Raw genomic sequence first — 26,538 nt, 5'->3', positions numbered from 1 at the left:
TATTGAAACGAATAACGAAGTGATAATGAACGATAAACAACCAATAAAAATGAATCTGCAAAACCAACTCTTGGTGGCGATGCCGAATCTGGAGGACGATTATTTTTTTCGTGCGGTGATTTATATTTGCGAGCACACGGAGCAAGGCACCATGGGTTTGGTGATTAATCAACCGACGGATTTGTCGATTACGGAATTAGTGGCGAAAGTGAATTTCATGATGAAAATTGACCGCACTTTACCGAACGAAGTGGTGCTGGCCGGCGGACCTGTGAATGTGGAGCGCGGCTTTATTCTGCATACGCCCGTCCATAAGCCGCTGCAACACAGTTATCGAATTACCGATCAGCTGAGTTTGACGACTTCCGCCGATATTATCGAAACTTTCGGTACGACCGATTCGCCGGAAAAATATCTGGTCGCTTTGGGTTGTGCGGCTTGGGTGCCCGGTCAGCTGGAGCAGGAAATCAGCCGAAACGATTGGTTAGTCGTGCCGGCGGACGAAGGCATTCTTTTTGATACGCCGTATGAAGAACGCTGGCTTGCCGCCCAGAAATTGTTGGGTTTTGAAAGCTATAATCTGGCGAGTAAAGCGGGACGGGCGTAATGGGCATGACGATTATCGCCTTTGATTTCGGCACTAAAAGTATCGGTTGCGCCGTCGGGCAAAGTGTTACCGGCACGGCCCAGTCTTTGCCTGCGTTTAAGGCGCAAGACGGCATTCCGAACTGGGCGGACGTGGAGAAATGTTTAAAGGAATGGCAACCCGATATGGTGGTTGTCGGTTTGCCGCTGAATATGGACGGCACGGAACAGGAACTCACCCGGCGGGCGCGAAAATTCGGTAACCGACTGAACGGACGTTTCGGGGTGAAAGTTGTCTGGCAGGACGAACGTCTCACCACTACGCAAGCCCGCACCGAAATCTTTGAACGGGGCGGTTATCGCGCGTTAAAAAAAGGCAAGGTGGACGGCATCTCCGCCTGTTTGATCCTGGAAAGCTGGTTTGAGGAACATCCTGAGCTTTAACGGTACAATAAGCACAGTAAACAAAAGAAAACCCGGTGGATAAATCCGACCGGGTTTTGTTTTTTCATCGAGTAATATCTCGAAAGTGAGTTTTTCCGTTCATGGAAAAATAAACTTGGTTCTTTCCGGCTATAAATTGCAGGAATTCAGTTAAGTAATAATGGCTTCATAATAATAATTTTCCGCTAAACCGTAGCTTTCGCGATATTCAATGATACTACCGTCTAATCCTTTAGCGGTGCGACGGATGCGGACTACGGCTTTTTCTTGATTATCGGTTAAATACGGGTCGCGATAATTGAGCAGGAAATTCATTTGTTCTTTGGCGGAAATCACCATTTGTCCGCAGTATTCGAAATAAAACGGATAGAGCAGACTTGGAAATTGTTCCGGAGATAATTCGAGAAGACGGCTGAATCGCTCTTCGGACAACCAGATTTTGTCGCTCAGAATCACGGTTTCGCCGTTCATACGAACGCGTTCCAAATAAATTAATGGCGCATTAGCGGGCAGCTCCAAAATGTTGTTGATTTTTTCATCCCCTTCAATGGATTTTACGACTTTGACAATGCCCGTCGGAGTTTTAATTTCGCCATTTTCATCTCGGGCGGGATAAAAGCGAATCATGGAAGATTTGATGAAAGCGGGATGTTTTAAAAATGTACCTTTACCTTGATGTTTGATTAATACGCCTTCCTCAACCAGTCCTTCTACCGCTTTGCGGATTGTGCCGATTGAAACGCCGTATTCATTGGCCAATTCCTGTTCGCTGGGAATCGCTTTATCAAATAGCCAGTTTTCGTCGGCTAAAAATTGTTGCAGTCGATATTTTATCTGAATATAGCGAGGCATTTTGCTCGCTTTGGCGTAATTGAGATCATAATTTTGTAACATGGATTAACCTTAAAAAATGTGTTGACATACCTGAAAAAAGGTATTAACGTGCTCGACATATAGTCATATATATGTCTTATTGATTCCTTTTGACTTTATTTTATATTGGAGTGACCATTATGTCTAATTTCTTAGCCCAATATCAATCACATGTCGATGAACGAGCAGCGCTGGGAATCGTTCCGAAACCCTTGGATGCGGAACAGACTCGACAGCTTATCGAGTTACTCAAAAATCCGGTTACCGGAAAGGAAAACGAGTTGCTTTCATTGTTTGAAAATCGCGTACCTGCCGGCGTGGATGATGCAGCCAAGGTGAAAGCCGAATTTTTGGCTAAAATCGTTAACGGTCAGGAATCCAGTCCGTTGATTTCAGCGGAACATGCCGTTGAATTGCTCGGTACCATGAGCGGCGGATATAACGTTCAACCGTTAATCGATTTACTGGATAACGACCGACTTGCTCCTCTTGCCGCCAAAGCCCTTTCTTTTACCCTCTTAATTTTTGATAATTTCAACGCCGTTGCCGAAAAAGCCCAAAAAGGTAATGTCTTTGCAAAACAAGTACTGCAATCCTGGGCGGATGCCGAATGGTTTACTTCCCGTCCGAAATTAGCCGATAAAGTAACGCTAACGGTTTTTAAAGTACTGGGCGAAACCAATACCGATGATCTTTCTCCTGCACAGGAAGCCTGGTGCCGTTCGGATATTCCGTTGCATGCCAACGCCATGTTAAAAATGCCGCGTGAAGGAATCGAACCGGATCAACCGGGGGCGGTCGGTCCGTTAAAACAGCTCGCCGCATTAAAATCGAAAGGTTTTCCGTTGGTCTATGTGGGCGATGTGGTCGGCACCGGTTCATCCCGTAAGTCCGCCACTAATTCGGTGTTGTGGCATATGGGGGACGATATTCCGTTTATTCCGAATAAACGAACCGGCGGTTTTGTATTCGGCGGTAAAATTGCACCGATTTTCTTTAATACGGCGGAAGATTCCGGCGCATTACCCGTTGAATTAGATGTCACCGCATTGAATATGGGCGATATTATTGATGTTTATCCCTATGAACGGAAAATCTGTAAACATGATAGCCAAGACGTACTTACAACCTTCAATTACAAAACCGAAGGTTTGTTAGATGAAGTGCGCGCCGGCGGACGAATTCCGTTGATTATCGGACGCAGTTTAACCGCCAAAGCGCGTGCCGAACTCGGTTTGCCTGAAAGTGACGCGTTTGTCAAAGCGCCGGTGATGCCGGATACGGGTAAAGGGTTTACTCTTGCGCAAAAAATGGTGGGTAAAGCATGCGGCGTGAAAGGCGTTCGCGCCGGCCAATATTGCGAGCCGTTTATGGCTTCTGTCGGTTCGCAGGATACTACGGGAACCATGACGCGCGATGAGTTAAAAGACTTAGCCTGCTTGAAATTCTCTTCGCCGCTGGTCATGCAATCTTTCTGTCATACCGCACCGTATCCGAAACCAAGCGATGTAGTCACGCATAAAACGCTGCCGGAATTCATCACCAGCCGCGGCGGCGTAGCGTTACGTCCGGGCGACGGCGTCATTCACTCCTGGTTAAACCGCATGTTGCTTCCGTTTACAGTGGGAACCGGCGGTGATTCGCATACTCGTTTCCCGATTGGGATTTCGTTCCCGGCGGGTTCCGGTTTGGTGGCGTTTGCCGCGGCAACGGGAATGATGCCGTTAGATATGCCCGAATCCGTATTAGTGCGTTTTACCGGAACCCTGCAAAAAGGCATTACGTTGCGCGATTTAGTGCATGCCATTCCGTATTTTGCTATCCGGCAGGGGTTATTGACCGTTGAGAAAGAGAACAAGAAAAACGTGTTCTCCGGTCGTATCCTTGAAATTGAAGGGCTGGAAACCTTAACCGCCGAACAGGCGTTCGAGCTGGCCGATGCGACGGCGGAACGTTCGGCCGCCGCCTGTACGGTAAAACTTAACGAAAATGCTATCGCCGAATATCTTCGTTCCAACATTGTGTTACTGAAAACGATGATTGCCGACGGTTATAGCGATGCGAAAACCTTGGAAAACCGTGTAAAAGCTATGGAAGAATGGCTGGCGAATCCGGAAATGCTGGAAGCGGACGCCGATGCCGAATATGCTGCGGTACTTGAGATCAACATGGATGAAATCAAGGAACCGATTCTTTGCGTACCGAACGATCCGGACGATGCGCGTTTGTTATCCGAAGTACAAGGCAATAAAATTGATGAAGTTTTCATCGGTTCTTGTATGACCAATATCGGTCACTTCCGTGCCGCGGGCAAATTGCTCGGTAAATTAAACGGCGAACTCAACACCCGTTTATGGCTCGCCCCGCCGACAAAAATGGATGCGGAAAAATTGTCGGAAGAAGGCTATTACAATATTTACGGTCGTACCGGCGCACGGACGGAAATGCCGGGCTGTTCGCTTTGCATGGGTAACCAGGCGCGCGTCCGCCCGAACTCTTCCGTGGTTTCCACCTCGACCCGAAACTTCCCGAACCGTCTGGGACAAGGTGCACAGGTTTATCTTGCTTCCGCCGAACTGGCTGCGGTCGCCGCCATTCTCGGTCGCCTGCCGACGGTAGAAGAATATTTCAACGCCGTGGCGGATTTGGACGGACAAAAAGACGAAGTTTACCGTTATCTTAACTTCGACCGATTACCAAGCTATATGGAAAAAGCCGAACGGGTTATTTTCCAGGCAAGCGCTTAAATAAACCAAACGGACGTGATTACAAACGTCCGTTTTTGTTTTTCTGCTATGCCGATTAAAAAACATTGAAAAAACCGACCGCACTTTTGCGGTCGGTTTTGTTTTTTGTCGGCTGAAATATAAAAATTATTTCAGTAGCGTTTCATCGTAGAACACTTCGCCGATCATTAACGGGCGGGCGGTGCGTACCAAGGCGGCGCGGGTGAATTTGTAGCTGTCGCCGCTCGGTTCGCATACCATATCCACACTGATAAAACCGGACGGATGCTCGATTGTCACCACGCTGCCCGTGTCTTTATACAAAGCGGAGGCGACCGTACCTTCGATTTTGGATGCCGCCGCCACACAAATGGAACCGGTTACCGCGTGGCTGGCATGGCATTTGTCCGGCACGAAATAGCGCGAAGTGATGTTGCCTTTGCCTGCCGGTGCGGAAAGAATGCCCATTTTGGGAATCACTTTTTCCGACACGTCGCCCAAGCCCATCATTTCACCCGCTTTGCGGCGGATCGGCTCGATGATGTCAAACAACGCCTTATTGGCATCCAGCTCGGCTTTGCTTTCTTTGCCGGTTAACCCTAAATCCGCCGCGTTAAACAAGACCATCGGCATCGCCACATCAATGCAGGTTACGTGATAACCGTTGATGTTGTCCTGTTTGTTGCCGGTAGGAAAGATTTTACCGGTTTTCGCCCCTTCGATTTGGCTGAAGTTTAAATTCACCGGCGAACCGGAACCCGGAACCCCGGACACTTCCGCCGTGCCGTCGTATTTCAACCGTTTATTCGGGCTTTCCGCCGACACTTCGATAATACTGCCGGTGTTAACGTTATTCACCACCACCGTGGTGATGCCGTCCTGTAGCTCGATTAAGCCTTTCTCACTGGCGAAACAAATAATACCGGACAAAATGTTTCCGCATGAAGGCGCGGTATCCACCATTTTTTTGTCAATGCCCACCTGAGCGAACAGATAATCCAGATCGACGCCTTCTTTGTCGGATTTCGAAACAATGGCCACTTTACTGGTTACACTGGTTGCGCCGCCCAGTCCGTTAATTTGCGTCGCATCGCCGGAACCCATTATGGTCATCAGGAATTTATCACGTTCCGCAATATCAGACGGTAAATCTTGTTTCAGAAAATATAACCCTTTTGACGTACCGCCGCGAATAATCATACAAGGAATTCGTTTCATGATATTCTCCCGTTTTCAATAAAATAATGAAAAAACGCACCGCACTTTATCCGTAAAGGATCGGAATACCGAGTATTCGCGCAGGCGGTGCAAACAGGTTAACCGAATAAATTCATATTTTGCAGGATTGACCACCAGCCGAACCCGATGGTGACGTGAATAAGCAAAGTCACTATCGCGCAAACGCCACCCGTAATCCAGAAAGATTTTAAGTCATGGTAGCCCAAGCCGTAAATCACAGCGGCAGGCGCCGAACCGTAATGGGTAACCATACTACCGTAGCTGTTCGAGAATAATAAGCCCAGTGCGAGGAGTAACGGATCAGCGCCCGCGGCAAGTCCGACCGCCGAAAATACCGGTACCATTGAAGCCACATAGGCCGCGCCGGAAGCGAATAAGTAACGCACCGCAACGCTTAAAATCAGGATAAAAATGGTGACGATAAGCGGACTGCTATTGCTTGCCGGAATCAGGGTGCTCATGGTTGAAGATAACCATTCAAAGAAGTTGGCCTGTTTCAATGCGGCGGCAATCCCTAACAAACCGCCGTACCAGGTTAATGTCGTCCAGCCCGCTCTGTTTTTAAGTACATCGTCCCATGACAGCACGGAAGTCAGGAGAATTAACGCCATGGCGGCAATGGCAACGGTAAATTCGGACAAATGTAAGAATCCGGAGAAAACCCAGCCTAAAACCGCGCCGATAAACAGGACGGAAAGAATTTTTTCTTTGACTTTCATCGGTCCCATTTCTTCCAAACCTTTGCGGGCGATTTCTTTATTATCCACCTCTTTAAGCTCCGGTTTGTAAAGTACGTAGGTAACAAACGGCATTAACAGTAATGCGACGAAACCCGGCACACAGGCGGCGATGAACCATTGGGTCCAGTTTACGTCGATGTGTAAAATCGGTCTCATCAATTCCAATGCCACCGCATTCGGCGCCATCGCGGTTAACGTAATATAACCCGTTGTTTTTACGACCATATAAGTGTTGAGCAGCAAATAATGACCGGCTTTGCGCGGAGATTTATCCGGCTCGGAACCGAGGGAAACGGCGATGGACTGCATGATCGGCGCCATAATACCGCCGCCCCGAGCGGTGGTTGAAGGCATTGCCGGCGAAATTAATAAGTCCAGTAACGCGTTAACGTAACCCAAACGCAAAGTCGTGCTACCGAACGCGCCGATCATTTTATATGCGATACGGCGACCCAAACCGGTTTGCACGAAAGCGGCACTCATGGAGAATGCGGCGAACACCAACCAGGTCGTACCGGATTTATAACCGTCCAACACCGCAGATTGTTTCAACGCCACTTTAGCGCCGTTAACGGTTTCTTCCGGCGTGTTACCAATCATTACGGCGGCAATGGCCACCGCCGCCAATAAAATCGTCGGCGCAGGGAACGGTTTCAGGATTAAAGCGATAATGGTACCGATATAAACCCCAAGCAGATGCCAACCGATTAAAGGTAAGCCGTCAGGCGCGGGGAAAATATAGGTTAAAATCGGAAATGCCAGAATAACGGTATAACGGATGAGTTTTTTTGCGTCCATAAGGAGACTCCCACAGTTAGAAAGATGATCTTAACTAGTCATATAGTTGATTAGTTTACTCCTACTGTCAATGGGGTATTTACTTTTTTTAAGATTTTGTGATTTAGATCATAAAAGCATCAAAGTGCGGGCAAAATTTTAAAGGTTTTTCACAAAAACGCTTTTATGAGCGAGTTGCTGTCAACTTCAAAAAACGTTGCAAAAATTGACCGCACTTTATTTCCGAAACGCAGCAATCTTAAAGTTCGACGCTGACATTTTCCTTCACGCGGCAACTGCAGGCCAGCACATAACCTTGCGCGATTTCTTGTTCCGTCAGATCGCCGTTGGACACAACTTCGTATTCGCCGCCGGTCACTTTGGTTTTGCACAATCCGCATAAACCGGTGCGACAGCCGGAAACCACCGGTTGTTCCTGCGCTTCCAGGGCGGCGAGTAATGTCATGCCCACCGGCACTTCCGCTTTGAGCGGTTTGGCGCCGCTGACGGTTAACGTGGTTTTCTTATCCGAACTGATTTCGCCTGCAAGCGCGGTGTTGAAGAACGCTTCGGTGAAGAATCGTTGCGGTGAACCGCCAAGTTCCAGTATCATGGTTTTCAACGCATCCATATAAGCTTGCGGGCCGCAGGTCATGACGGTGTAATCGGCGAGATTCGGCACCGCTTTGGACAGAATTTCTTTACTGATTCGACCGCTTTCAAAACCTGTCGTGGCATTCACCGAAGCGTTGAAAATCAAGTTTAAGCGCGGGTTATCGGCTTTTAATTGCGCCCATTCGGATTTAAAAATCACGTCTTCCGGCGAATGCACGCTGTGAATAACGCTGATATTGGCTTCAGGGCGGTTTTTCAACAGCCAGCGGGTCATGGACATAATCGGCGTCACACCGCTGCCTGCGCCGACTAATAAGTAATTATCCGCAATCACTTTTTGGCAGGAAAAATCGCCCATCGGGTTTGAAAACCACACTTGATCGCCTACTTTTACTTCGTTATTTAGCCAGCCTGAGCCTACGCCGCCGTCGATTTCACGCACGGTGATCGACACAAAGCGGCTTTCTCCCGGCGTGGAGGAAAGCGAATAGGCACGCGTAATGTGAGGCGTGTTCCGGATGCTGACTAAGGCATATTGCCCGGCCTGGTAAGGGTAGAAATCCTGCGCGATAAAGTTAATCGTTTTTACCTTAGGCGCTTCCCGGACGATAGAGTAAACCTGCAATTCATTGAGACATAACGGATTTTTATTTGTTTTAGCCATTTGCTTTATTCCTTTCTGGTGAGGGCGTATCGCATTACGCCCGACATGACATTCATCTTTCATTGAAGGCGTATGCGATACGCCTCTACAAACGGTTATGCGTTTTTATTGATGATGTGACCGAAATCCTGTTCGGGAGTGGTGAGCCCGCTTAAACCGAATTTCTCGCGTAATAACGCCATGACATTGTCGTTTAAAAACGCCGGTTTGCTCGGGCCGGAATACACATTTTTCACGCCCAGAGCCAATAGCGTTAATAGCACGATGATGGCTTTTTGTTCGAACCAGGAAAGCACGATGGATAAAGGTAATTCGTTTAGGCCGATGCCTAATTTTTGCGAAAGCGTGACCGCTAACATGATGGCGGAATAGGTATCGTTACATTGCCCCGCATCCAATAAACGCGGAAGTCCGCCGTCGATAGTGCCGAAATCCAGTTTGTTGAAACGGTATTTGCCGCAACCCAGGGTTAATACGGCGGTATCTTTCGGTAATGCGTAGGCCAAATCGGTGTAATAATGACGTTCTTCTTTATCGCCGTCACAACCGCCGATAACAAAAACATGGCTTAATTTGCCCGCTTTGACCAGATCGATGACTGCGTCGGACGCGTCGATTAAGGTTTTGCGTCCGAAGCCTACGGTGATTAAATGTTCTAATTCCGTATATGGGAAACCGTCGCATTCCAATGCTTTTTCGATCACTTGCGAGAAATCGTGATTTTCCAAATGGGTTACGCCCGGCCAACCCACGATATTGCGGGTGAAAATGCGGTCTGCGTAATCGCCTACATTCGGGTCGATTAAACAGTTTGACGTCATCACGATAGCGCCTGGGAATCGAGCGAATTCTTTTTGTTGATTTTGCCAGCCCGAACCGAAATTGCCCACTAAGTGTTTGTATTTCTTCAATTCCGGATAACCGTGGGCGGGCAGCATTTCGCCGTGGGTATACACGTTGATTCCCTTGCCTTCGGTTTGTTCCAATAATTCTTTTAAGTCTTTTAAATCATGGCCGGAAATTAAAATACATTTGCCTTTCACCGGACGAACGTTCACCGTTGCCGGCACCGGATTGCCGAAGTGCTCGGTTTCGCCCGCATCCAGCATAGCCATCACTTTGAAATTCATGGTGCCGATTGCCAGCGCTTTTTCCAATAATTCGTTTAAGTCGCTCGGTTGAGTGCCTAACCAGGACATAAAACCGTGATATTCCGCGTAAATATCGTTATCGAATTTATCCAACACATAGGCGTGTTCCATATAAGCCGCCGCGCCTTTTAAACCGTATAAACAAAGCAAACGTACGCCGTGGGCTTCTTCGCCGATTTCTGCGCGATCGGTATCCAGCGCGAATTGTTTTGCCTGCTGTGCCAATTGATCAACGGAAATGCCGTTTAACTCGATATTTGCCAACGGATGATCAATATTCGGGTTCGGCTCGACTTCGCTGATCGCTTTAATTAATTGGTTACGATAAATTAAAGCTTGCTGCGCATAGCCAGCGATACGTACGGAATCGAAATTCACATTGGTTAACGTTGAAAAGAATGCGCGCGGAGCGAAGGCGTCCGCTTCATGAATAATGATGTTGTGTTCACGGGCTTTTAACGCCCAGGCCGAAAGGCTGTGAAGACAAGCGATAAGTAAATCCTGAAGATCCGACGTTTCCGCCGTTTTGCCGCACATCCCCTGGGAAAAACTGCAACCGTTGCCCTTCGGCGTTACCATGGTTTGTTCACATTGCACGCAGTACATAAAATCACTCCAAATGAAATAAACAGATAAAAAATCCTACTAAATAAGTAGGAATCTGAATGGATTGTAGAGCGTTTTAGTCGGAAATTAAAGTCACAAAACGAGAATCTGAGAGTTTATTGATCTGGATCGTGTTAACTACTTATATCGAGGTAAAAATTAAAAAGCCCTCGATTCCGAGGGCGTTAAAAGTGCGGGAAAAAAACGCAATGTTTTTTTAGCTAAGCGGTTTATTTGGCGGCAATTCTGGCCGGTTCTTTTTTCGCCGTCGCCATGGCGTTTTTCAGAATCTCCTCACGAATTTCCTTCGCGGTGACGATATCTCCGATTTGCTCAAACACATAAGCCGCCATGGTGGCGTCGTATTGTTGCCATTGATCCTTTTGCGCCAGAACTTTCTTAAACGCATCACTGGCATGCATAAAATCATTGTTCCGCACAAACAAATAACCCAACGCGCGTTGAATGCGGCATTGTTTGTTTTCCGGCAGATTGAGCGCGCTTTTTTCCAGCAATTTGATTAATTTACTGCTGTCCACCGGCTGCAAGCGGGTAATCTGAGCCAATAACGCATCGTTAAGTTCGGGCTCATCTTCCACTTTTTTCAAGGTGTCGAGAGTCAGTTCGTAGGCTTTTTCATGATCGTTACAATCGATTAAACGACGAATCAGCCCTACACGCACATAGTTGTCGTTACGGCGTTTGCGCGATTGATCATCCCACCATTCCAGCAAACCGTCCACGCCGTCTTCGTTCATTTTTTCATCCAGCAAACCGTCTTCGGCTTCCCGTTGCAGCGCGGTGAATTCCGTATCGGAATACAGACCTTCCGCTTGTTGCAGAATGTCGTCTAATGCGCTGTAAGCTTTTGATTTGCGATAAATTTCCACCGCAAGGCGCAATACTTCGGGATTCTTCGGTGCCAGGATCAGCAAACTGTCCACCGAGCTGCGAGCCGCCGGTAATTTTTGTTGTTGTAACAAAATCCGCGTGCGCGCCAATTCCACCAGTAAATTGTCCGAACCCGCCAATTCCGTGGCTTCAATTAAATATTTGTTGGCTGAAAAATCGTCGCCCCGTTGTTGCGCCGCTTCCGCCGCTTTAATGAAATTTAAAATCGGTTCATCGGAATGTTTGGCGTTTTTACCGATTAATTTTTCCGCTTTGGAATAATCGCCTTCGTTCATGCGCATTAGCCCTTCCAGCGTTTGTTTTTGCGCTTTCATTCGTTTGCGGTGACCGAACCAACCGTAAGTGCTGTTGCTTAAACGGCAGAAACGGCTGACCAACCATTCAACCCCGTAAATCATGGCTAAAGCGAAAACCAGGAAAATAATCAGGGTAACGATGGACAGTTCATAATTGTAATTTTCGGTCTGGATCAGCACATAGCCTTGTTTTCCCGCCAAATAGGGCCCTGCGATTAAGCCGGCGAGCAAGGCTAACATTAAAAATAAGACTCTGAACATGGTCTTGCTCCTTATGGGTTTTCAGCCGGTTTATCTTCGGCGTTATCGGCTTTCGGCTTACTGTCTTCAGCTTTAGCGTCTTCGGCTTTCGGGGCGGTATCTTTTTCGGTTCCGGATTTTGCATCGGCCGCCTTTTCTTCGCCTTTTATTTCTTTAGCCGCCGCCTGATTGGCTTCGGTTAAGCCTTTATCGGCGGAGATCTCGATTTTTTGCACTTCCTGCGGTTTCTTATTTAATAATTTGTCGAGAGCGTTCAGACTGCTGAGCTGATTCGGCACATCCACATAAATGGATTGTTCCGCCAGTTCATCCACGGATTTCAGGAAATTTTTCGCCACTTCGGTTTCCGTATCGAAATAACTGCGCACCCAGGCGGCAACGGTTTCCAAGGATTGTTTGTATAATTCGTTTTGTTGACGCGGCACGGCAAGAATGGCGATTTGCAACCGCAGACGGATATTTTCACGCAGATAAATATCCTGATTCGGCGCCAGCAACGCCTGCGTCATTTTATCCGTGCGCGGCGAAATGCGAATGAAATGGTTTAAGAAAGAAGTGGCGGTTCTTTGCAGATTGTTTTTCCAGTCCGTCACATCGTCGGAAACCTGTTCGTCCTGCGCCTGCGCGTCATCGCCGAAATTCACGTTCATCGCCACCAGTTCGTCTACGGAATTCGCCAGTTGCGATAAACGTTGCATGACCGCATTTTGATCCACGCTGTCTACGGATAACAATTGTTTTAAATCCGTATTAATGGCGGCGCGCACGGTTTTTGCTTCGGGTTCGGAAACTTTAGCCAGCACTTCGTCGGAAATTTTCAGCAAGGCGATGCTGGTTTCCACATCATTATCCAGCAGCAGTTTGCGTAATGCGTTGTTAAGCAGGAAATCCGCTTCGGACAGTAACCATTCGCTCGGCTGGGCGTTCATATTGCTTGCCGCGTTTGTCACCTGCGTTTGCAAGGCGGATAACGCCGTTTCCTTATCCGATAGCGAGCGTTCCAGAACGGCCAGTTTTTCATCGGTTGTTTTCAGCCCGTTCACCAGTTTGGTTAACTGCTCGTTATCCTGTGCGATATTCGGCAGAGTATTTGAAGCGTTCTCAGCCGCCGTTTTTTCGATTTGGCTTTCAAGTGCGGTCAATTTTTGGTTAATTTTTTCCACTTCCTGTTGACCGAAATAATAACCGGCGCCTCCGACGCCCAAAGCCACAAGCAAAGCCAGAAAAGCTAAGCCGGCACCGCCTTTCTTCACCACGACGGTTTCTGTTTTAGGCGCGTCCGTTTTGGGTGTGCCGTTGGATGAAGTATTCATTTTTTCCTTTTCCGCCCCTTGTTCACTTTTTGACCGCTCGGTTTTGGCATACTCTTTTTTCGCTAAAATCGGCTCGTCCGCCTTGATTTCTGCGGTTGGGATGTCTTTTTTGTCGCTCATCGTGTTTCCTTATTTTTCTGCTAATTCCGCTAACATTTTCACCAATGTTGCATTATCCGCTTTTGGTGCAATCAAAATTTGCCGTTTTTGCCAACCGGCCCGTTCGGCTGATTTGGCCACCCGCCAACTTGAAGTGACTAGTCGGCACTGCGTCAGCCAATCCCGTTCGCCGGCCGGCACAAAATCCGTTAAACGGGTTAAAATGTCACCGCTGGTTGCGATAATCGTGTTAATCCCGGAACGCTGACATAAATTCGTTTGTTCTATGGGATCATATTCTACGGGAACGCGTTGATAACATTCGACAATCTCAACCTGAGCCCCGCGTATCGCGGCTTGGGCGGGAAACAGTTCCCGGCCGCCGTTGCCGCGCAGAATCAGCACGGTTTTTCCCGTTAATTGCCGCATTTGCGGCAATGCCAGTAACCCTTCGCTATTTTCGTGTGCGTAGGGATAATGCACGGCTTGTTCGCTTTGTTCGCAAAAATATTCCGCCGAACTTTGCCCGACGGCAAAATAAGTTAAATCCTGACGCCAGCGGAATCCCGTATTACGCAGCGTTTCGGCGGCAAATTCCACCGCATTCGGCGAGACGGCGAAAACGAAATCGCCGGCTTTTAGCTGAGTCAGTTTATTCGGTAATTCGTTGAGTTCCCGACCGGCCGAAATGCGGAACAGCGGCATGTGCAACGCCGCTACGCCCGCTTTATTCAGCGCTTCCGTTAATTGTTCGCCGCGAGTGTCGGGGCGTGTGACCAAAACCGCCATAATTTAACCGTTGCTTAGTTTAATCGTTATACACGTCCGCCAGAATCTTGTCCGCGCCCTGGGCTAATAATTGTTCCGCGATTCGCACGCCTAAAACTTCGGCATTTTTGACCGCACTTTTCCCTTCGGCGCGAATGATTTTTGAGCCGTCCAACGCGCCGACTAATGCGCGCAAATGCAATTCGTCGCCGTTCAGCACGGCGTAACCGCCGATAGGCACCTGACAACCGCCCTGCAGACGATTATTCATCGCCCGTTCCGCTAAAACGCAAGCGGTGGTTTCCGCATCCGCCAGCGGCGCCAATAATTTTTGTACGCGCTCATCGCCGGTGCGACATTCGATGCCTACGGCGCCTTGTCCGGCCGCCGGCAGCGAAATTTCCGTTTCAATAAAGGAAGCAATCCGTTCGCGCATGCCTAAACGAATCAAGCCCGCCGACGCTAGAATAACGGCGTCATAATCGCCTTTATCCAGTTTGCTCAAGCGCGTCCCCACGTTGCCGCGCAGAGATTGAACCTTTAAATCCGGTCGCAGCGTTTTCAACTGACATTGGCGGCGTAAACTCGAGGTGCCCACGATCGCGCCGGGCGGTAGTTCGTGTAAAGAACGATAACGGTTCGATACGAACGCATCGCGCGGATCTTCGCGTTTACAGATAACGCTTAATCCCAAACCGGCGGGAAATTCCATCGGCACGTCTTTCATGGAATGCACGGCGATATCCGCTTCACCGTTTAATAAAGCGTTTTCCAGCTCTTTTACAAACAACCCTTTACCGCCGATTTTTGCCAGCGGCGTGTCTAAAATGACATCGCCTTTGGTGATCATCGGCACTAACTCAACGGTTAAATCGGGATAAATTTCAGTTAAACGATCTTTCACAAAATTTGCCTGCCACAGCGCCAACGGGCTTTGACGGGTCGCAATTTTTAATTTTTCCTGGCGCATCATATCCGGATCTTATTTGGTCATAAACTGTGGTTATCCTAACATAAAATTCGGGCGAATTGTTCAACATCTTGTTTGCGATCTTTATCCGATATATAGGAAAAATAAATCGGGGCGAGTTTGCTGTTCCAACAAAAGGCAGGCGGCGGCGAAGAGAACGGCAAAATTCGCGATGTTCAAAGACGGCGCTCAAATCGTACATATCATCGGCGCCATCATTGACAGCGCACAACAAGGAAAATGGGTCGTGGTGAAATAATTTTCGCTACGATAGCAATATAAAGTGCGGTCAAAAAAATCAATGTTTTTTTAACCGCACTTTCCTTGATTTTCGTCAAGGGATAAATTTGCTAATTCTGAGAAAAGTGCTAGAGTATTGCCGACTCCTCATTTACACAGGTAAGCTTTATTGAAGTACGATCTTGAGTTTGCCAGGAAGCAGGTTGCTGATTTGGAACGGTTTCGCTTCTTTCGGGCGTTATCCGGAACAACGGACGAATTCCGTTACGTTTTTCAGCTCATCGCTTTGCTTCTGCACGCCAATCATCCGAATTTGCCCGGGTTCGTCGCCAACGCGCCCACGGGAATCGCTGACTTCAAATTAACCGATTATCAGCGCCATTATTTACACGAGCTGCTGGCGCAATCGCCCGACGTTCAATTCTCTCAGATTTTTGACCGCACTTCCCACGCTATCGACGGCGTTTATGTGATGGGCAGCATTGCTTCCATCGCGCAAACTTCTTCGTCGGATTTGGATATTTGGGTGTGCCTGCGAAACGGCTTGAAAGCTCGCGAGCGGAAAAAATTGCAGCAAAAAGCGACCGCACTTCAGAACTGGGCGAAGCAGTTTGAAGTGGATGTCAATCTGTTTTTGATGGATCAAAACCGCTTCCGTAATTTTCAGTCGTCCGGCGTGATGACGGAAGAAAATTGCGGCTCGGCGCAATATATGCTGTTACTGGACGAATTTTACCGTTCGGCAATCCGGCTGGCCGGCAAGCCGCTATTGTGGCTGCATTTGCTGGTGGAAGACGAGAAAAACTACGAATCGGAAGTGGAAGATTTAGTCCGCCGCGGCGAAATCGATCCGCAGGAATGGGTGGATTTCGGCGGGTTGAGCAAATTTTCCGCCAATGAATATTTCGGCGCCGGTTTGTGGCAGCTGTATAAAGGGATTGATGCGCCTTACAAATCGGTGATCAAGATCCTGTTATTGGAAGAATATTCCTGGGAATATCCGAACACGCGGCTGATTGCCTCGGATTTCAAATTCCATTTATTGATGGATCACACCGAAGATCATCATTTTGACCCTTATCTTGAAATGCTCGAGCGGGTGACGAATTATTTAACCTACCGTAAGGATTTCAAACGGTTGGAAGACGTGCGCCGTTGTTTTTATCTGAAATCGACGGAAGACTGGTGGTATCATAGCGAATCCAACTGGCGGATGGAGCTGATTAACCGGTTGGCGCAGGATTGGGGTTGGTCGAAAGAAACGATTCAGGATTTGAATCTGCGCCCGTTCTGGAAAATCAAACGAGTGAAACAATCTTACGGCAAATTAATGCAAATGCTGATGATCAGTTATCGCAATCTGATCGATTTTGCCCGCAAACACCACGTGGATGCCAATATCGTGCCGCAGGATATCAGCATTCTTACCCGGAAAATCTATACCGCTTTTGAAGAACTGCCGGGCAAAGTTTTACTGATTAATCCGCAGATTTCCACGGATTTGTCGGAGCCTTATCTTACATTCGTTGAAGTCACCGCAACGGATCGCCCGGTGAAAAAAGGTTGGTACATGCTGAATCAGGCGCCCGAAATTTCGGGATTCAGCCATCCGCGTTACACGGAATACAGCGCAACCCTGCACAAACTGGTGGCGTCGGTGTATTTCAACGGACTGCTTACGCCGAACACTCAGTTATACATTCAAAGCCCGAACGTCAGCTTATCGACGTTACAGGAATTTATTACCAATCTGGCGGAAACCCTGCCCGTTCGCGTACCGCCGCCGACCAATGACGATTTACATCATCCTTGTGAAATTCGTCAGTTAATGGTGGCGATTAATCTCAGCTGCGATCCGACCAAACAACTGACGGACAGTAAAACGCCGATTCAACAAAGCGACTTGTTCAGCTTCGGCACAGAACAGCAGAATCTGGTGGGTTCCATCGATTTTATTTATCGTAATTTGTGGAATGAAATCCGCACTCTGCATTTTGAAGGACCGAATGCGATTCTGATGGCGTTAAAAGTGTTATCCAACAAAATTCATCACGGTTCGACCGCACTTGCCGATATTGCAGTGTACAGTTACAGCCGGCATTACCGGCGTTCTCTGGCCAATATTGTGACCGCTCTAATCAAAAAATGTATCGACATCCAATTGGGCATCAACCAACCTTCAAACACCCAAAGCATGTTGCGGGTGGCGGGGAAAAACTGGCAGTTCTTTTTTGAAGAACGCGGCATTAGCCTGCAGGAATTACCGGAAAGTCAGGTTCTGCCGGAAAATAATCTGGATGAGGAATTGCAGGCGGAAATCAATGAAAACGACAACGTTTTGCCTGTTCAGAGCGAACAGAATCCGCCGGAGAAATTACAATATCCGGCGGAAATCGACAGTTTTGCCAGTGAAGGTTTTTTACAATTTTTCTTTGAAGACAATAACGATGACACCTTCAATGTGTACATCCTGGACGAAAAGAATCACATCGAAATTTATCATCGTTGTGACGGTGAAAAAGAACAAAAAATCAACGAAATCAATCACATTTATACTAATGCGGATTCTTCCGGCAACAATCCGTACGGGATTATCCAACGGAATTTTAATTATCCGCAGTTTTACCGGATTATTCACAACCGCTATTATGAAGGCAGTAATCCGCCGGTTCATATCGTACCGTTCCAACGCCAGGCAAAATATACGTAATGCCGGCTTTCCGGAGAAACCCGCGTTTTATTCGCAACGTTTGGAAGGTTTGTTTCGCTTAGCGTAAAGTGCGGTCAAAAAACGTCGCTTTTTTTATGCGTAATCGCCAGTGCGATTACTTATGGCTTCGCCACCGTTGGCAAAGCCAACGTTCAAAAAGCGTTGCTTTTTGTGACCGCAGTTTACGGAAATCTCCCGGTCGCGGGGCGGTTCGCTAGATCATCACCACAGATTGGTCTATAATTCATCAAATTACAGGAAACGGGTACCGAAGATGACAGAAAAAACGAAAGTGCTATTGATTGACGATCATCCGTTAATGCGTCGCGGAATCAAGCAACTTATTGAATTAGATGAGATTTTTGAAGTAATCGGCGACGCGGGAAACGGCAACGACGGAATCAGTTTAGCCCTGCAGCTTGACCCCGATTTAATCGTGTTGGATCTCAATATGAAAGGGTTGTCGGGACTGGATACGCTGAAAGCGTTGCGCAACGAAGGCGTAGACGCGCGTATCGTGATTCTCACCGTATCCGACGCTAAAAACGATATTTTCGCGTTAGTCGACGCCGGCGCCGACGGTTATTTACTGAAAGATACGGAGCCGGATGTTCTGCTTGCTCAGTTAAAACGCATTGCCGGCGGCGAAGTGGTGCTAAGCGACAGCATCAAAGATTTGCTGCTTGAGCGTCATTCCAGCAAAGATCCGATTTATTCCCTCACCGATCGTGAAATGGACGTGTTGCAGCAAATCGCCACCGGTTTATCCAACAAACAAATTGCCGGCAAATTATTTATTTCGGAAGAAACGGTGAAAGTCCATATTCGCAATCTGTTGCGCAAATTAAATGTCCATTCGCGGGTTGCCGCCACCGTGCTTTACTTGGAGCACAAGGGCAATTAATTCCTCTTTGGCAAAAAGCACATTGAGAAATGTGCTTTTTTCTTGCCTGAAATAAAGAAAAAACTTGGATTTCACCGTAATTTGACGATAAAAGTGCGGGCAAAAAAAGCGACGTTTTTTGAACCCGGCTTTTGCGCCCGGTTTCTAAGCAAACAAATCCTTCGAATAAACCGCCGAGAATTTTATCCTCAAGGAGAAATATCATCAGGTTGCGCTCGAAACGGCGTAACTTGAACAACCCGCATTCAACCATTAGAATAGGTCGCAGTCGCATTGTTATCATCGGAATATTTATGACGTTTTTTACTCGTTTTGCCGCCTTTATTGCGGGTTTGACCGTTTTTTTGTGTCCGCACGCCGTGCTGGCCGAAGAGCCGGACACCGCAATCGACACGGAAACTCCCGCTACGGAAGACTCCGCCGAAGTTCCGGCGGCGGAAGAGACGGCATCCGCCGCGAAAGTGGATGTTCGGGTAGACGGTATTCGGGATTCCCGCTTAAGCGAAAACGTGCGCATTTATCTCGACGCCATGGATAAAAACGAGGCGGACGGTTCGGAGCGTCATCAATATTTGTTACGGGAAAATATCGCCAAAGCCTTACGGGTTTTCGGTTATTACAACAGTAAGATTTATTTCGATTTACAACCCCGGGCGGGTAAAAAGGATTTATTGATTGCCTCCGTGGATGTGGGCGAACCTGTGCGGATTGACGGCACCGATATTGAAATCTCGGGCGAAGCCGCCGAGGACGAAGCTTTTCAGAAATTGAGCCGAAACGTGCCGCAAAAAGGCGCGGTGCTGGAACACGAAGCCTATGACGATTACAAAAGTTCGCTGGAAAAGTTAGCCCGTCAGCGCGGGTATTTCGATGCGGATTTTCCGGTGCACGAATTACAGGTGATGCCTTCGACCAATCAAGGTTGGTGGCATTTGGTGTTTAACAGCGGACAACGTTATCATTACGGTGAGATTTCTTTCCGGGGTTCCCAAATCCGCGAAGATTATTTGCGCAACATCTTAAAAATCAAATCCGGCGATCCTTATCTGATTAACGATGTTTCCGACATGACCAGCGATTATTCGTCCTCCAATTGGTTTCAGTCGGTGCTGGTGAAGCCTACCCTGCACGAGGACAGCAAATTGGTGGATCTCGAAGTTTTGCTGCGTCCGCGGAAAAAAAACAGCATGGAATTGGGAATCGGTTACGGTTCGGATTCCGGTCCGCACACTCAAATCGGTTGGACCCGCCCGTGGATTAACAGTCGCGGACACAGCCTGCGTTCAAATCTGTATCTTTCTTCGCCGAAGCAAAATTTCGAAGCGACTTACAAAATGCCGTTATTAAAAAATCCGCTGAATTATTATTACGAATTTTCCACGGGTTTTGAACACGAAGACGACACCGAAACCGACACAAAATCCACCGCGGCAACCGTTGCCGCCTTGCGCTTCTGGAATCATCCCACGGGCTGGCAGTATTCCACCGGTTTGCGCGCCCGTTACGATAAATTCACCCAAGCGGATGTGAATGAAAACACCTTGTTGATTTATCCTACCGCTACGGTCAGTCGCTCCCGCATCAGCGGCGGCGCTTTCGCCAGACGGGCGGATATAATCAGTGCGACGGTGGATCTCGGGCGTAAAATGTGGGCGTCGGACGTAGATTTCTTCCGCATTCGCGCCAATGCGGGCTGGATTAAAACTTTCGCCACAAATCACCGTTTCTTAACCCGCGGCGATATCGGTTATCTGCATACCAACGAATTTCACCGAATTCCGCCTGCATTGCGGTTCTTCGCCGGCGGCGATCGCAGCGTGCGCGGTTACGGTTACAAAAAAATTGCGCCGAAAGATCAGCGCAACGGTAAATTATTAGGCGGTTCCCGTTTAGTGACGGGCACGCTGGAATATCAATATCAGGTGGTGAAAGACTGGTGGGCGGCCACATTTTTTGACGCCGGCTTCGCCGCCAATACATTCAGCACCGACGAATTGCGTTACGGCGCAGGCGTAGGCGTGCGTTGGGCGTCGCCGGTCGGACCGATAAAATTTGACATCGCCACTCCGGTGCGGGATAAAGATGACAGTAAAAACATCCAATTTTACATAGGTTTGGGCACGGAATTGTAGGACGGATAAATGACAGAACAGGAACAAAAACCGGCGCAAAGTGCGGTCAAAAAACGCGAAGTTTTTACAGCCCGCAAACCGTCCCGCATCCGCAAAATTTTCTGCCGCTCGTTACTTGCGGCGGCCCTGTTGGCAGGATTGATCGTTGCCGGTCTGTCCGCCGTTGTCGGAACCGAAAGCGGCACTAAGTGGGCGTTGGGTCTGGCGGATAAATGGCTGGACGGATTAACCGTCGGCAAAGTAAGCGGTCGGTTACAGCAGGGATTAACGCTTAAAAATGCGGCGTTCAGTACGGACGGCGTGGACGTGCGCGTGCCTTACGCTCATCTTCGACTGGACTTCGGTTGTTTGTGGCGGCGTGAAATTTGCGTGGAGGACATTCAAATCCGCCAAACGCAGGTTGCCGTTAATACCGATTTAATTCCGCCGTCGCAAGAAGAGCCGGAAGCGGAATCCGGTCCGCCGGAACGTCTGAATTTGCCGATTTCCGTCACGGTGAAAAATATCGGCATAGACGAAACCTCCGTGGCGATTGACAATAACCGTTTATCGCTGGCGCATTTCAAAAGTGCGGTCAGTTTAAACGGTAAAAACGGATTAACCCTGGCGCCGACTGTGCTTGAGGGCTTTAGTTTCCGCACAACGACAACGGCGAAAGAACAGGCGGAGCAAGCCAAACGCGAAGCGGATCAGGCGGCGGAAAAGGCTCAACCTATGGACTGGGCGGCGTTGGAACGGACGCTGACACCGGCATTTCTGGGCGAGCTAAACGAAATTATTTTACCTTTCGATATTCATATAACGGATATTGAAGGCAAAGATTGGTCTTACGAAGCCCGCCAGGATGACGTAATCACGCAAAATATCCGAATTCCCGAACTGCGTATCCAGGCGGATGCCACAGGCTACGATGTGGCATTGCAAACCTTTTCTGTCAACAGTTCTCTGGGCACGCTGAACGGTAGCGGCAAGATGCAATTAAACGGTGAAATGCCCGTGGATTTCCGCATTCATTCCGATGTGGAACCGATAATTTCGGATAAACAAACCCTTTTGCCGAAAAGTACTTTGGAGCTGACGTTATCGGGCGCGCTTAAAAATGTCACCGCACTGACATTAAATACCACGGGCGGGTTAAATGCCGCTTTGGTCGGTCAGGTTGAGTTGGCGAAAAACAAAATGCCGTTATCTTTACAGTTAACCGGCGATGCCGCGCAATATCCGTTCAGCGCGACCGACCCGCTAAAACTCAGCCATGTGAATTTACATGTGACGGGCAATCTGCTGGATTATCGCGCCACGCTCAGCGCGCAGGCGGAAGGCATGGGTGTGCCGCATACTCGCTTGGATTTCGCCGGCAGCGGCAAACTGTATGAAGCGACGATTGAAAAATTGCAACTGAACGCATTGGACGGTTCTCTGAATGCTAACGGTAACGCCGCTTGGAAAGACGGCGTAAGCTGGCAAGGCGCGGTGGATTTAAGCAAAATTAATGTGGGAAACTATGTTAAATCCTTTCCTGCCGTATTATCAGGCAAACTGTCCTCCGACGGTCAGGTGAACGGCGAAAACTGGCGAATCAATGTGCCTGAATTGGATATTAACGGTATGGTTAGCAAACGCCCGCTTGCGTTAACGGGGAAACTGACCTCCAGTCAAAGCGAATTGCTGAATTTATCGGATTTACGTCTCACTTACGGTGAGAATAAGATTACCGCTAAAGGTATATTAAGCGAAAAATCCGATTTCAGACTGGATATTAACGCGCCGGATTTGCGCGGTTTGGTGCCGGATCTTTCCGCTTCTCTGAACGGTAAAGTCGCTTTAACCGGGCGAATGACGGCGCCGGATTTAGAAGCGGATTTAACCGGCGGACAAATTCAGTTTCAGGATTTACATCTCGCCGCTCTTAAGGTCAAAAGTAAAATCAATTCCGAGCCGATGGTGCAGGGCAATGCCGATATTGCGCTGGACGGATTCCGTTACGGTGATGGCGTTCGGTTAAATCATGCGACACTGACTATCAAAGGCAATGAAAAAAATCACGAACTGCATTTGCACTCGCAGGGCGAGCCGGTGGCGGCGAATCTTGATTTAGCAGGAAATTTTGACCGCACTTCGCAGGTTTGGAAAGGCGTGATTCATCAGACCGATATTCACTCGCCGGTGGGCGAATTCAAAAATAATCAGTTACATGTGACTTATGATAACAAAGCGGTTAACGCTAATGTTTCCGCTCACTGCTGGACAAATCCCGATATTGAATTGTGCTTCCCGAAAGCTTTCAACGCCGGCAAAACCGGTGATATCGCCTTTGATTTGAAGAAACTCGATTTGAACTTGGTGAATAAATTAACCGGAAATGAGATGCTGAAAGGGCATTTGCGCAGTCAAGGCAACGTGGCGTGGTTTACGGATAAACCGCTGAAATTGGACGTGAAACTGGACGGCAATAACATTAATGTAGCGCAAAAGCTGGATTACCGCACCTTTAAGCTTGGCATTCCCAAACTCAGTCTGACCGCCAAAATGGAAAACAACAATCTGAATGCCGTATCGGATATTCAGTTGCAAAATCAAGGCGGCCTGACCGCCAATCTGGCTATTCAGGATGTGGCGCTAGGGCGGAAATTGGGCGGCGATTTGAATATTCATCGTTTGAATCTGAATTTGGTGAATCAACTGTTATCTAATGGCGAAAATGTGTCCGGCGATGTAAATGCCAATTTGAAATTTGCCGGCAATCTGGATAAGCCGCTGCTTAACGGCGATTTTCGCATTAACCGAATTAATGCGGTGGTGAATGCTATGCCGTTTAGAGTCAATAACGGCGAACTTGCTCTGCAATTCCACGGCAACCGTTCCACCTTAAACGGCTATATTCAAACGCCGGAAAGTCGTTTGGATTTGGACGGCGACGCCGACTGGGCAAGCCTGGAAAACTGGCGCACCAGAGTGCATGCCGAGGCAAAGAATTTTTATCTGAATATTCCTTCTATGGCGAAATTAAAAGTTAGCCCGAACGTGGAAATGAAAGCCGGCCCGACCTTGTTGGAGCTCACCGGTTTAGTAGATATTCCGTGGGGTCGCATTGCTATTGAAAGTCTGCCGGAAAGCGCGGTTTCCGTCAGCAGCGACGAAGTGATTCTGGACGACAGAACTTCGCGCGCCAAATTAACCTATATTCCCGCCGAAACCAAAGATGGCATGGCCATTCGTTCCGATTTGAAAATTCATATCGGCGACGATGTAAACATTAATGCTTACGGATTGAACAGTCAGCTGGAAGGTTTATTAGTGGTGAAGCAGGCGAAAGGCGCGCTGGGTTTGTACGGCGGTATTGATTTAAAACGCGGACGTTACGCGTCTTTCGGGCAGGATTTGCTGATTCGCAAAGGTTTAATCACTTTTTCCGGATTACCGTCACAACCCATGTTAAACATTGAGGCCATTCGTAATCCGGAAGCCATGGAAGATAGTAAAATTACCGCGGGAATTAAAGTTATCGGCCTGGCGGACGCGCCGGAAGTGACGGTATTTTCCGAACCGAGCATGCCGCAAGATCAAGCGTTATCCTACATTTTGACCGGTCGTTCGCTGGAAAACAGCGGGGAAGCCGGTTCGGGCGGATCCATCGGCGCCGCGTTATTGGGCATGGGATTGGCGAAAAGCGGCAAAGTTGTCGGTAATATCGGCGAAACTTTCGGTATTTCCGATTTGAACGTTGGTACGGCCGGCGTGGGTGATAGCTCCAAAGTCGTGGTCAGCGGCAATTTAACCAAAGATTTACAGATAAAATACGGCGTGGGATTATTTGACGGCTTGGCGGAAGTGACATTACGTTATAGACTATTACCGCGACTTTATCTGCAATCCGTTTCGGGCGTGAACCAAGCCTTTGATTTGTTATATCAGTTTGAATTCTAAGGGAATAACATGAACTATGAAAATTTAATGAAAAAAGCGACCGCACTTTCCTTAGAAAACGACAGGCATATCCGTGAAATTGCCGCTATCGATTTGGGCTCGAACAGCTTTCACATGATTATAGCGCGCATTGTGAACGGCTCCATTCAGATTTTATCCCGTCTCAAACAAAAAGTGCAGCTTGCCAAAGGATTGGACAAAAACGGCATCCTCGATCAGGAAGCCATTACCCGCGGCGTGAATTGTTTGGCGTTATTCGGCGAACGGTTGCAGGGATTTAAACCCGAAAACGTCAATGTAGTAGGCACTTACACGTTACGAAGTGCGGTCAATAATGACGAGTTTTTACGCCAGGCAAAAGCGGTTTTTCCTTACCCGATTAACATTATTTCCGGCGAAACCGAAGCGCATATGATTTACGCCGGCGTTTCGCATACCCAACCGGAAAGCGGACGCAAATTCGTGATCGACATCGGCGGCGGTTCTACGGAAATGATTATCGGCGACAACTTTACCCCGATTATCGCCCGCAGCCGCGATATGGGCTGTGTGAGTTTTGCCAAGCACTTTTTCCCGAAGGGTGAAATCACGCCCGAAGCCTTCGAACGGGCGCGCCGCACCGCTTTAGCGCGCATTGCGGATTTGGCGGAATGCTATCAGGCTTTGGGTTGGCAGCATGTATTGGGATCTTCCGGCACCATTAAAACCGTTCATCAGGTTATCGCGGCGAATCTCGATCCCGACGGCGTGATTACGGCGGGACGGCTGGATTTTTTGATTGAGCGCGTGCTGAAATTCGAACGTTTTGACGAATTAAAAATAGCGGGCTTAAATGACGAACGCGCCGATGTTTTCGTGCCCGGACTGGCGATTCTGAGCACCATTTTCGACACTTTCAATATCGTGCAAATGCGTTATTCCGACGGCGCATTGCGTGAAGGCGTGATGTACGGCCTCGATCAGAATTTTCAGGTGATGAACATTCGCCAGCGCACGGCGGAAGGACTGGCGGAACAATTTAACATCGACCGCTTGCAGGCGGAACGGGTGAGTAAATCCGTCGTACAGCTGGCGCAACAGTTCCATGAATGGCAAGCCTCGGAATTTGCCGACGAAATGCAGGAAATCATTCTTTGGGCGGCGTTACTGCACGAAGTGGGCATTGTGATTAATCACAAAAATATGCACCGCCATTCCGCCTATATTCTGGCCAATATGGAATTGCCGGGATTCGATCGGGAGCAGCAGCGTTTGTTGGCGACCTTGGTACGCCATCAGCAAAACGCTTTTCACAGCGATGAAATCGGACAATTCGCCCGCTACACGCCGTTGGACGTGCTGTCGGCGATTCGTTTGCTGCGTTTGGCGATTTTACTGAACAAATCCCGCCAGGCGACGGAAACCGCAGAAAAAATCTCGCTCAAAACCGACCGCACTTTATGGCAGCTGGAATTTGAACCCGCCTATCTAACCCGCAATCCGCTGGTTCGGCAGGATTTGAAACTGGAACAGAAAAATCTTATCGAAATCGGCTTGGAATTAAACGTCCAGTGATTTTGCTCGCCGCAAAAAGTGCGGGAAAAAAA

The 26,538-nt window shown here is 48.4% G+C and carries 18 protein-coding genes; 9 read left to right on the top strand and 9 right to left on the bottom strand.

Annotation, left to right across the window (positions count from 1 at the left end):
- Positions 1-49 precede the first annotated feature (49 nt).
- Together P7M01_RS06985 and ruvX are read left to right on the top strand one after the other, a co-directional pair.
- Positions 50-607, top strand: coding sequence for a YqgE/AlgH family protein (locus tag P7M01_RS06985; protein WP_317483326.1), 558 nt, complete (start codon positions 50-52; stop codon positions 605-607).
- Positions 607-1,029: a Holliday junction resolvase RuvX gene (gene ruvX, locus P7M01_RS06980; protein WP_317474961.1), complete on the top strand. Its 423-nt coding sequence runs from the start codon at positions 607-609 to the stop codon at positions 1,027-1,029. Before P7M01_RS06985 ends, ruvX begins: the two co-directional genes overlap by 1 nt.
- Positions 1,030-1,179: 150 nt before the next feature.
- Here the strand turns inward: ruvX and P7M01_RS06975 are convergent, their stop codons facing one another.
- Entirely contained in the window at positions 1,180-1,923 is a 744-nt protein-coding gene (locus P7M01_RS06975) for a GntR family transcriptional regulator (RefSeq protein ID WP_202936635.1), read from the bottom strand.
- Between the two features lie 119 nt (positions 1,924-2,042).
- On the opposite strand from P7M01_RS06975, the gene acnB reads away from it, so the two are divergent.
- Positions 2,043-4,649, top strand: coding sequence for a bifunctional aconitate hydratase 2/2-methylisocitrate dehydratase (gene acnB / locus P7M01_RS06970; RefSeq protein WP_317483312.1), 2,607 nt, complete (start codon positions 2,043-2,045; stop codon positions 4,647-4,649).
- Positions 4,650-4,775: 126 nt separating this feature from the next.
- Here acnB and P7M01_RS06965 read toward each other — a convergent pair whose 3' ends face one another.
- The 8 genes from P7M01_RS06965 to hemC all read right to left on the bottom strand — a co-directional run bounded on the left by P7M01_RS06965 (position 4,776) and on the right by hemC (position 15,039).
- A complete protein-coding gene (locus P7M01_RS06965) occupies positions 4,776-5,846 on the bottom strand; it encodes a 4-oxalomesaconate tautomerase (protein WP_317477659.1) in 1,071 nt (356 codons plus the stop codon).
- A gap of 98 nt (positions 5,847-5,944) precedes the next feature.
- A complete protein-coding gene (locus tag P7M01_RS06960; protein ID WP_317483311.1) occupies positions 5,945-7,405 on the bottom strand; it encodes an anion permease in 1,461 nt (486 codons plus the stop codon).
- A gap of 238 nt (positions 7,406-7,643) precedes the next feature.
- Entirely contained in the window at positions 7,644-8,663 is a 1,020-nt protein-coding gene (gene hcr, locus P7M01_RS06955; RefSeq protein WP_317483310.1) for an NADH oxidoreductase, read from the bottom strand.
- Between the two features lie 95 nt (positions 8,664-8,758).
- A complete protein-coding gene (gene hcp / locus P7M01_RS06950) occupies positions 8,759-10,420 on the bottom strand; it encodes a hydroxylamine reductase (RefSeq protein WP_317477656.1) in 1,662 nt (553 codons plus the stop codon).
- A 230-nt stretch (positions 10,421-10,650) separates the two neighbouring features.
- Entirely contained in the window at positions 10,651-11,889 is a 1,239-nt protein-coding gene (locus tag P7M01_RS06945) for a heme biosynthesis protein HemY (protein ID WP_317483309.1), read from the bottom strand.
- 11 nt (positions 11,890-11,900) lie between these two features.
- The gene (locus P7M01_RS06940) at positions 11,901-13,322 is read right to left on the bottom strand and encodes a uroporphyrinogen-III C-methyltransferase (protein WP_394853435.1); all 1,422 of its coding nucleotides are present in this window, start codon (positions 13,320-13,322) and stop codon (positions 11,901-11,903) included.
- 9 nt (positions 13,323-13,331) lie between these two features.
- Positions 13,332-14,090, bottom strand: a complete 759-nt coding sequence (locus tag P7M01_RS06935) for a uroporphyrinogen-III synthase (RefSeq protein ID WP_202936643.1) — start codon at positions 14,088-14,090, stop codon at positions 13,332-13,334.
- Positions 14,091-14,109: 19 nt separating this feature from the next.
- A complete protein-coding gene (gene hemC, locus P7M01_RS06930; protein WP_317483324.1) occupies positions 14,110-15,039 on the bottom strand; it encodes a hydroxymethylbilane synthase in 930 nt (309 codons plus the stop codon).
- Between the two features lie 16 nt (positions 15,040-15,055).
- On the opposite strand from hemC, the gene P7M01_RS06925 reads away from it, so the two are divergent.
- The 6 genes from P7M01_RS06925 to ppx all read left to right on the top strand — a co-directional run bounded on the left by P7M01_RS06925 (position 15,056) and on the right by ppx (position 26,506).
- Complete coding sequence (locus P7M01_RS06925) at positions 15,056-15,298, top strand: hypothetical protein (RefSeq protein ID WP_317481371.1); 243 nt, start codon at positions 15,056-15,058, stop codon at positions 15,296-15,298.
- Positions 15,299-15,448: 150 nt separating this feature from the next.
- Entirely contained in the window at positions 15,449-17,989 is a 2,541-nt protein-coding gene (locus tag P7M01_RS06920) for a class I adenylate cyclase (RefSeq protein ID WP_317483308.1), read from the top strand.
- Between the two features lie 274 nt (positions 17,990-18,263).
- The gene (narL, locus tag P7M01_RS06915) at positions 18,264-18,893 is read left to right on the top strand and encodes a two-component system response regulator NarL (RefSeq protein ID WP_202936645.1); all 630 of its coding nucleotides are present in this window, start codon (positions 18,264-18,266) and stop codon (positions 18,891-18,893) included.
- A gap of 293 nt (positions 18,894-19,186) precedes the next feature.
- Entirely contained in the window at positions 19,187-21,025 is a 1,839-nt protein-coding gene (gene tamA, locus P7M01_RS06910) for an autotransporter assembly complex protein TamA (RefSeq protein ID WP_317483634.1), read from the top strand.
- A 9-nt stretch (positions 21,026-21,034) separates the two neighbouring features.
- The gene (tamB, locus tag P7M01_RS06905) at positions 21,035-24,952 is read left to right on the top strand and encodes an autotransporter assembly complex protein TamB (protein WP_317483633.1); all 3,918 of its coding nucleotides are present in this window, start codon (positions 21,035-21,037) and stop codon (positions 24,950-24,952) included.
- 9 nt (positions 24,953-24,961) lie between these two features.
- A complete protein-coding gene (gene ppx / locus P7M01_RS06900; protein ID WP_317483632.1) occupies positions 24,962-26,506 on the top strand; it encodes an exopolyphosphatase in 1,545 nt (514 codons plus the stop codon).
- Positions 26,507-26,538: the final 32 nt, after the last annotated feature.

It is taken from the genome of Exercitatus varius (assembly GCF_029577735.1).
Lineage (GTDB): Bacteria > Pseudomonadota > Gammaproteobacteria > Enterobacterales > Pasteurellaceae > Exercitatus > Exercitatus varius.
This window is presented reverse-complemented; position numbering and strand designations above follow the sequence as displayed.

Coding starts and splice junctions, on each gene's coding strand:
- P7M01_RS06985 (WP_317483326.1), top strand. CDS start 50: ATGAATCTGCAAAACCAACTCTTGGTGGCGATGCCGAATCTGGAGGAC.
- ruvX (WP_317474961.1), top strand. CDS start 607: ATGGGCATGACGATTATCGCCTTTGATTTCGGCACTAAAAGTATCGGT.
- P7M01_RS06975 (WP_202936635.1), bottom strand. CDS start 1,923: ATGTTACAAAATTATGATCTCAATTACGCCAAAGCGAGCAAAATGCCT.
- acnB (WP_317483312.1), top strand. CDS start 2,043: ATGTCTAATTTCTTAGCCCAATATCAATCACATGTCGATGAACGAGCA.
- P7M01_RS06965 (WP_317477659.1), bottom strand. CDS start 5,846: ATGAAACGAATTCCTTGTATGATTATTCGCGGCGGTACGTCAAAAGGG.
- P7M01_RS06960 (WP_317483311.1), bottom strand. CDS start 7,405: ATGGACGCAAAAAAACTCATCCGTTATACCGTTATTCTGGCATTTCCG.
- hcr (WP_317483310.1), bottom strand. CDS start 8,663: ATGGCTAAAACAAATAAAAATCCGTTATGTCTCAATGAATTGCAGGTT.
- hcp (WP_317477656.1), bottom strand. CDS start 10,420: ATGTACTGCGTGCAATGTGAACAAACCATGGTAACGCCGAAGGGCAAC.
- P7M01_RS06945 (WP_317483309.1), bottom strand. CDS start 11,889: ATGTTCAGAGTCTTATTTTTAATGTTAGCCTTGCTCGCCGGCTTAATC.
- P7M01_RS06940 (WP_394853435.1), bottom strand. CDS start 13,322: ATGAGCGACAAAAAAGACATCCCAACCGCAGAAATCAAGGCGGACGAG.
- P7M01_RS06935 (WP_202936643.1), bottom strand. CDS start 14,090: ATGGCGGTTTTGGTCACACGCCCCGACACTCGCGGCGAACAATTAACG.
- hemC (WP_317483324.1), bottom strand. CDS start 15,039: ATGCGCCAGGAAAAATTAAAAATTGCGACCCGTCAAAGCCCGTTGGCG.
- narL (WP_202936645.1), top strand. CDS start 18,264: ATGACAGAAAAAACGAAAGTGCTATTGATTGACGATCATCCGTTAATG.
- tamA (WP_317483634.1), top strand. CDS start 19,187: ATGACGTTTTTTACTCGTTTTGCCGCCTTTATTGCGGGTTTGACCGTT.
- tamB (WP_317483633.1), top strand. CDS start 21,035: ATGACAGAACAGGAACAAAAACCGGCGCAAAGTGCGGTCAAAAAACGC.
- ppx (WP_317483632.1), top strand. CDS start 24,962: ATGAACTATGAAAATTTAATGAAAAAAGCGACCGCACTTTCCTTAGAA.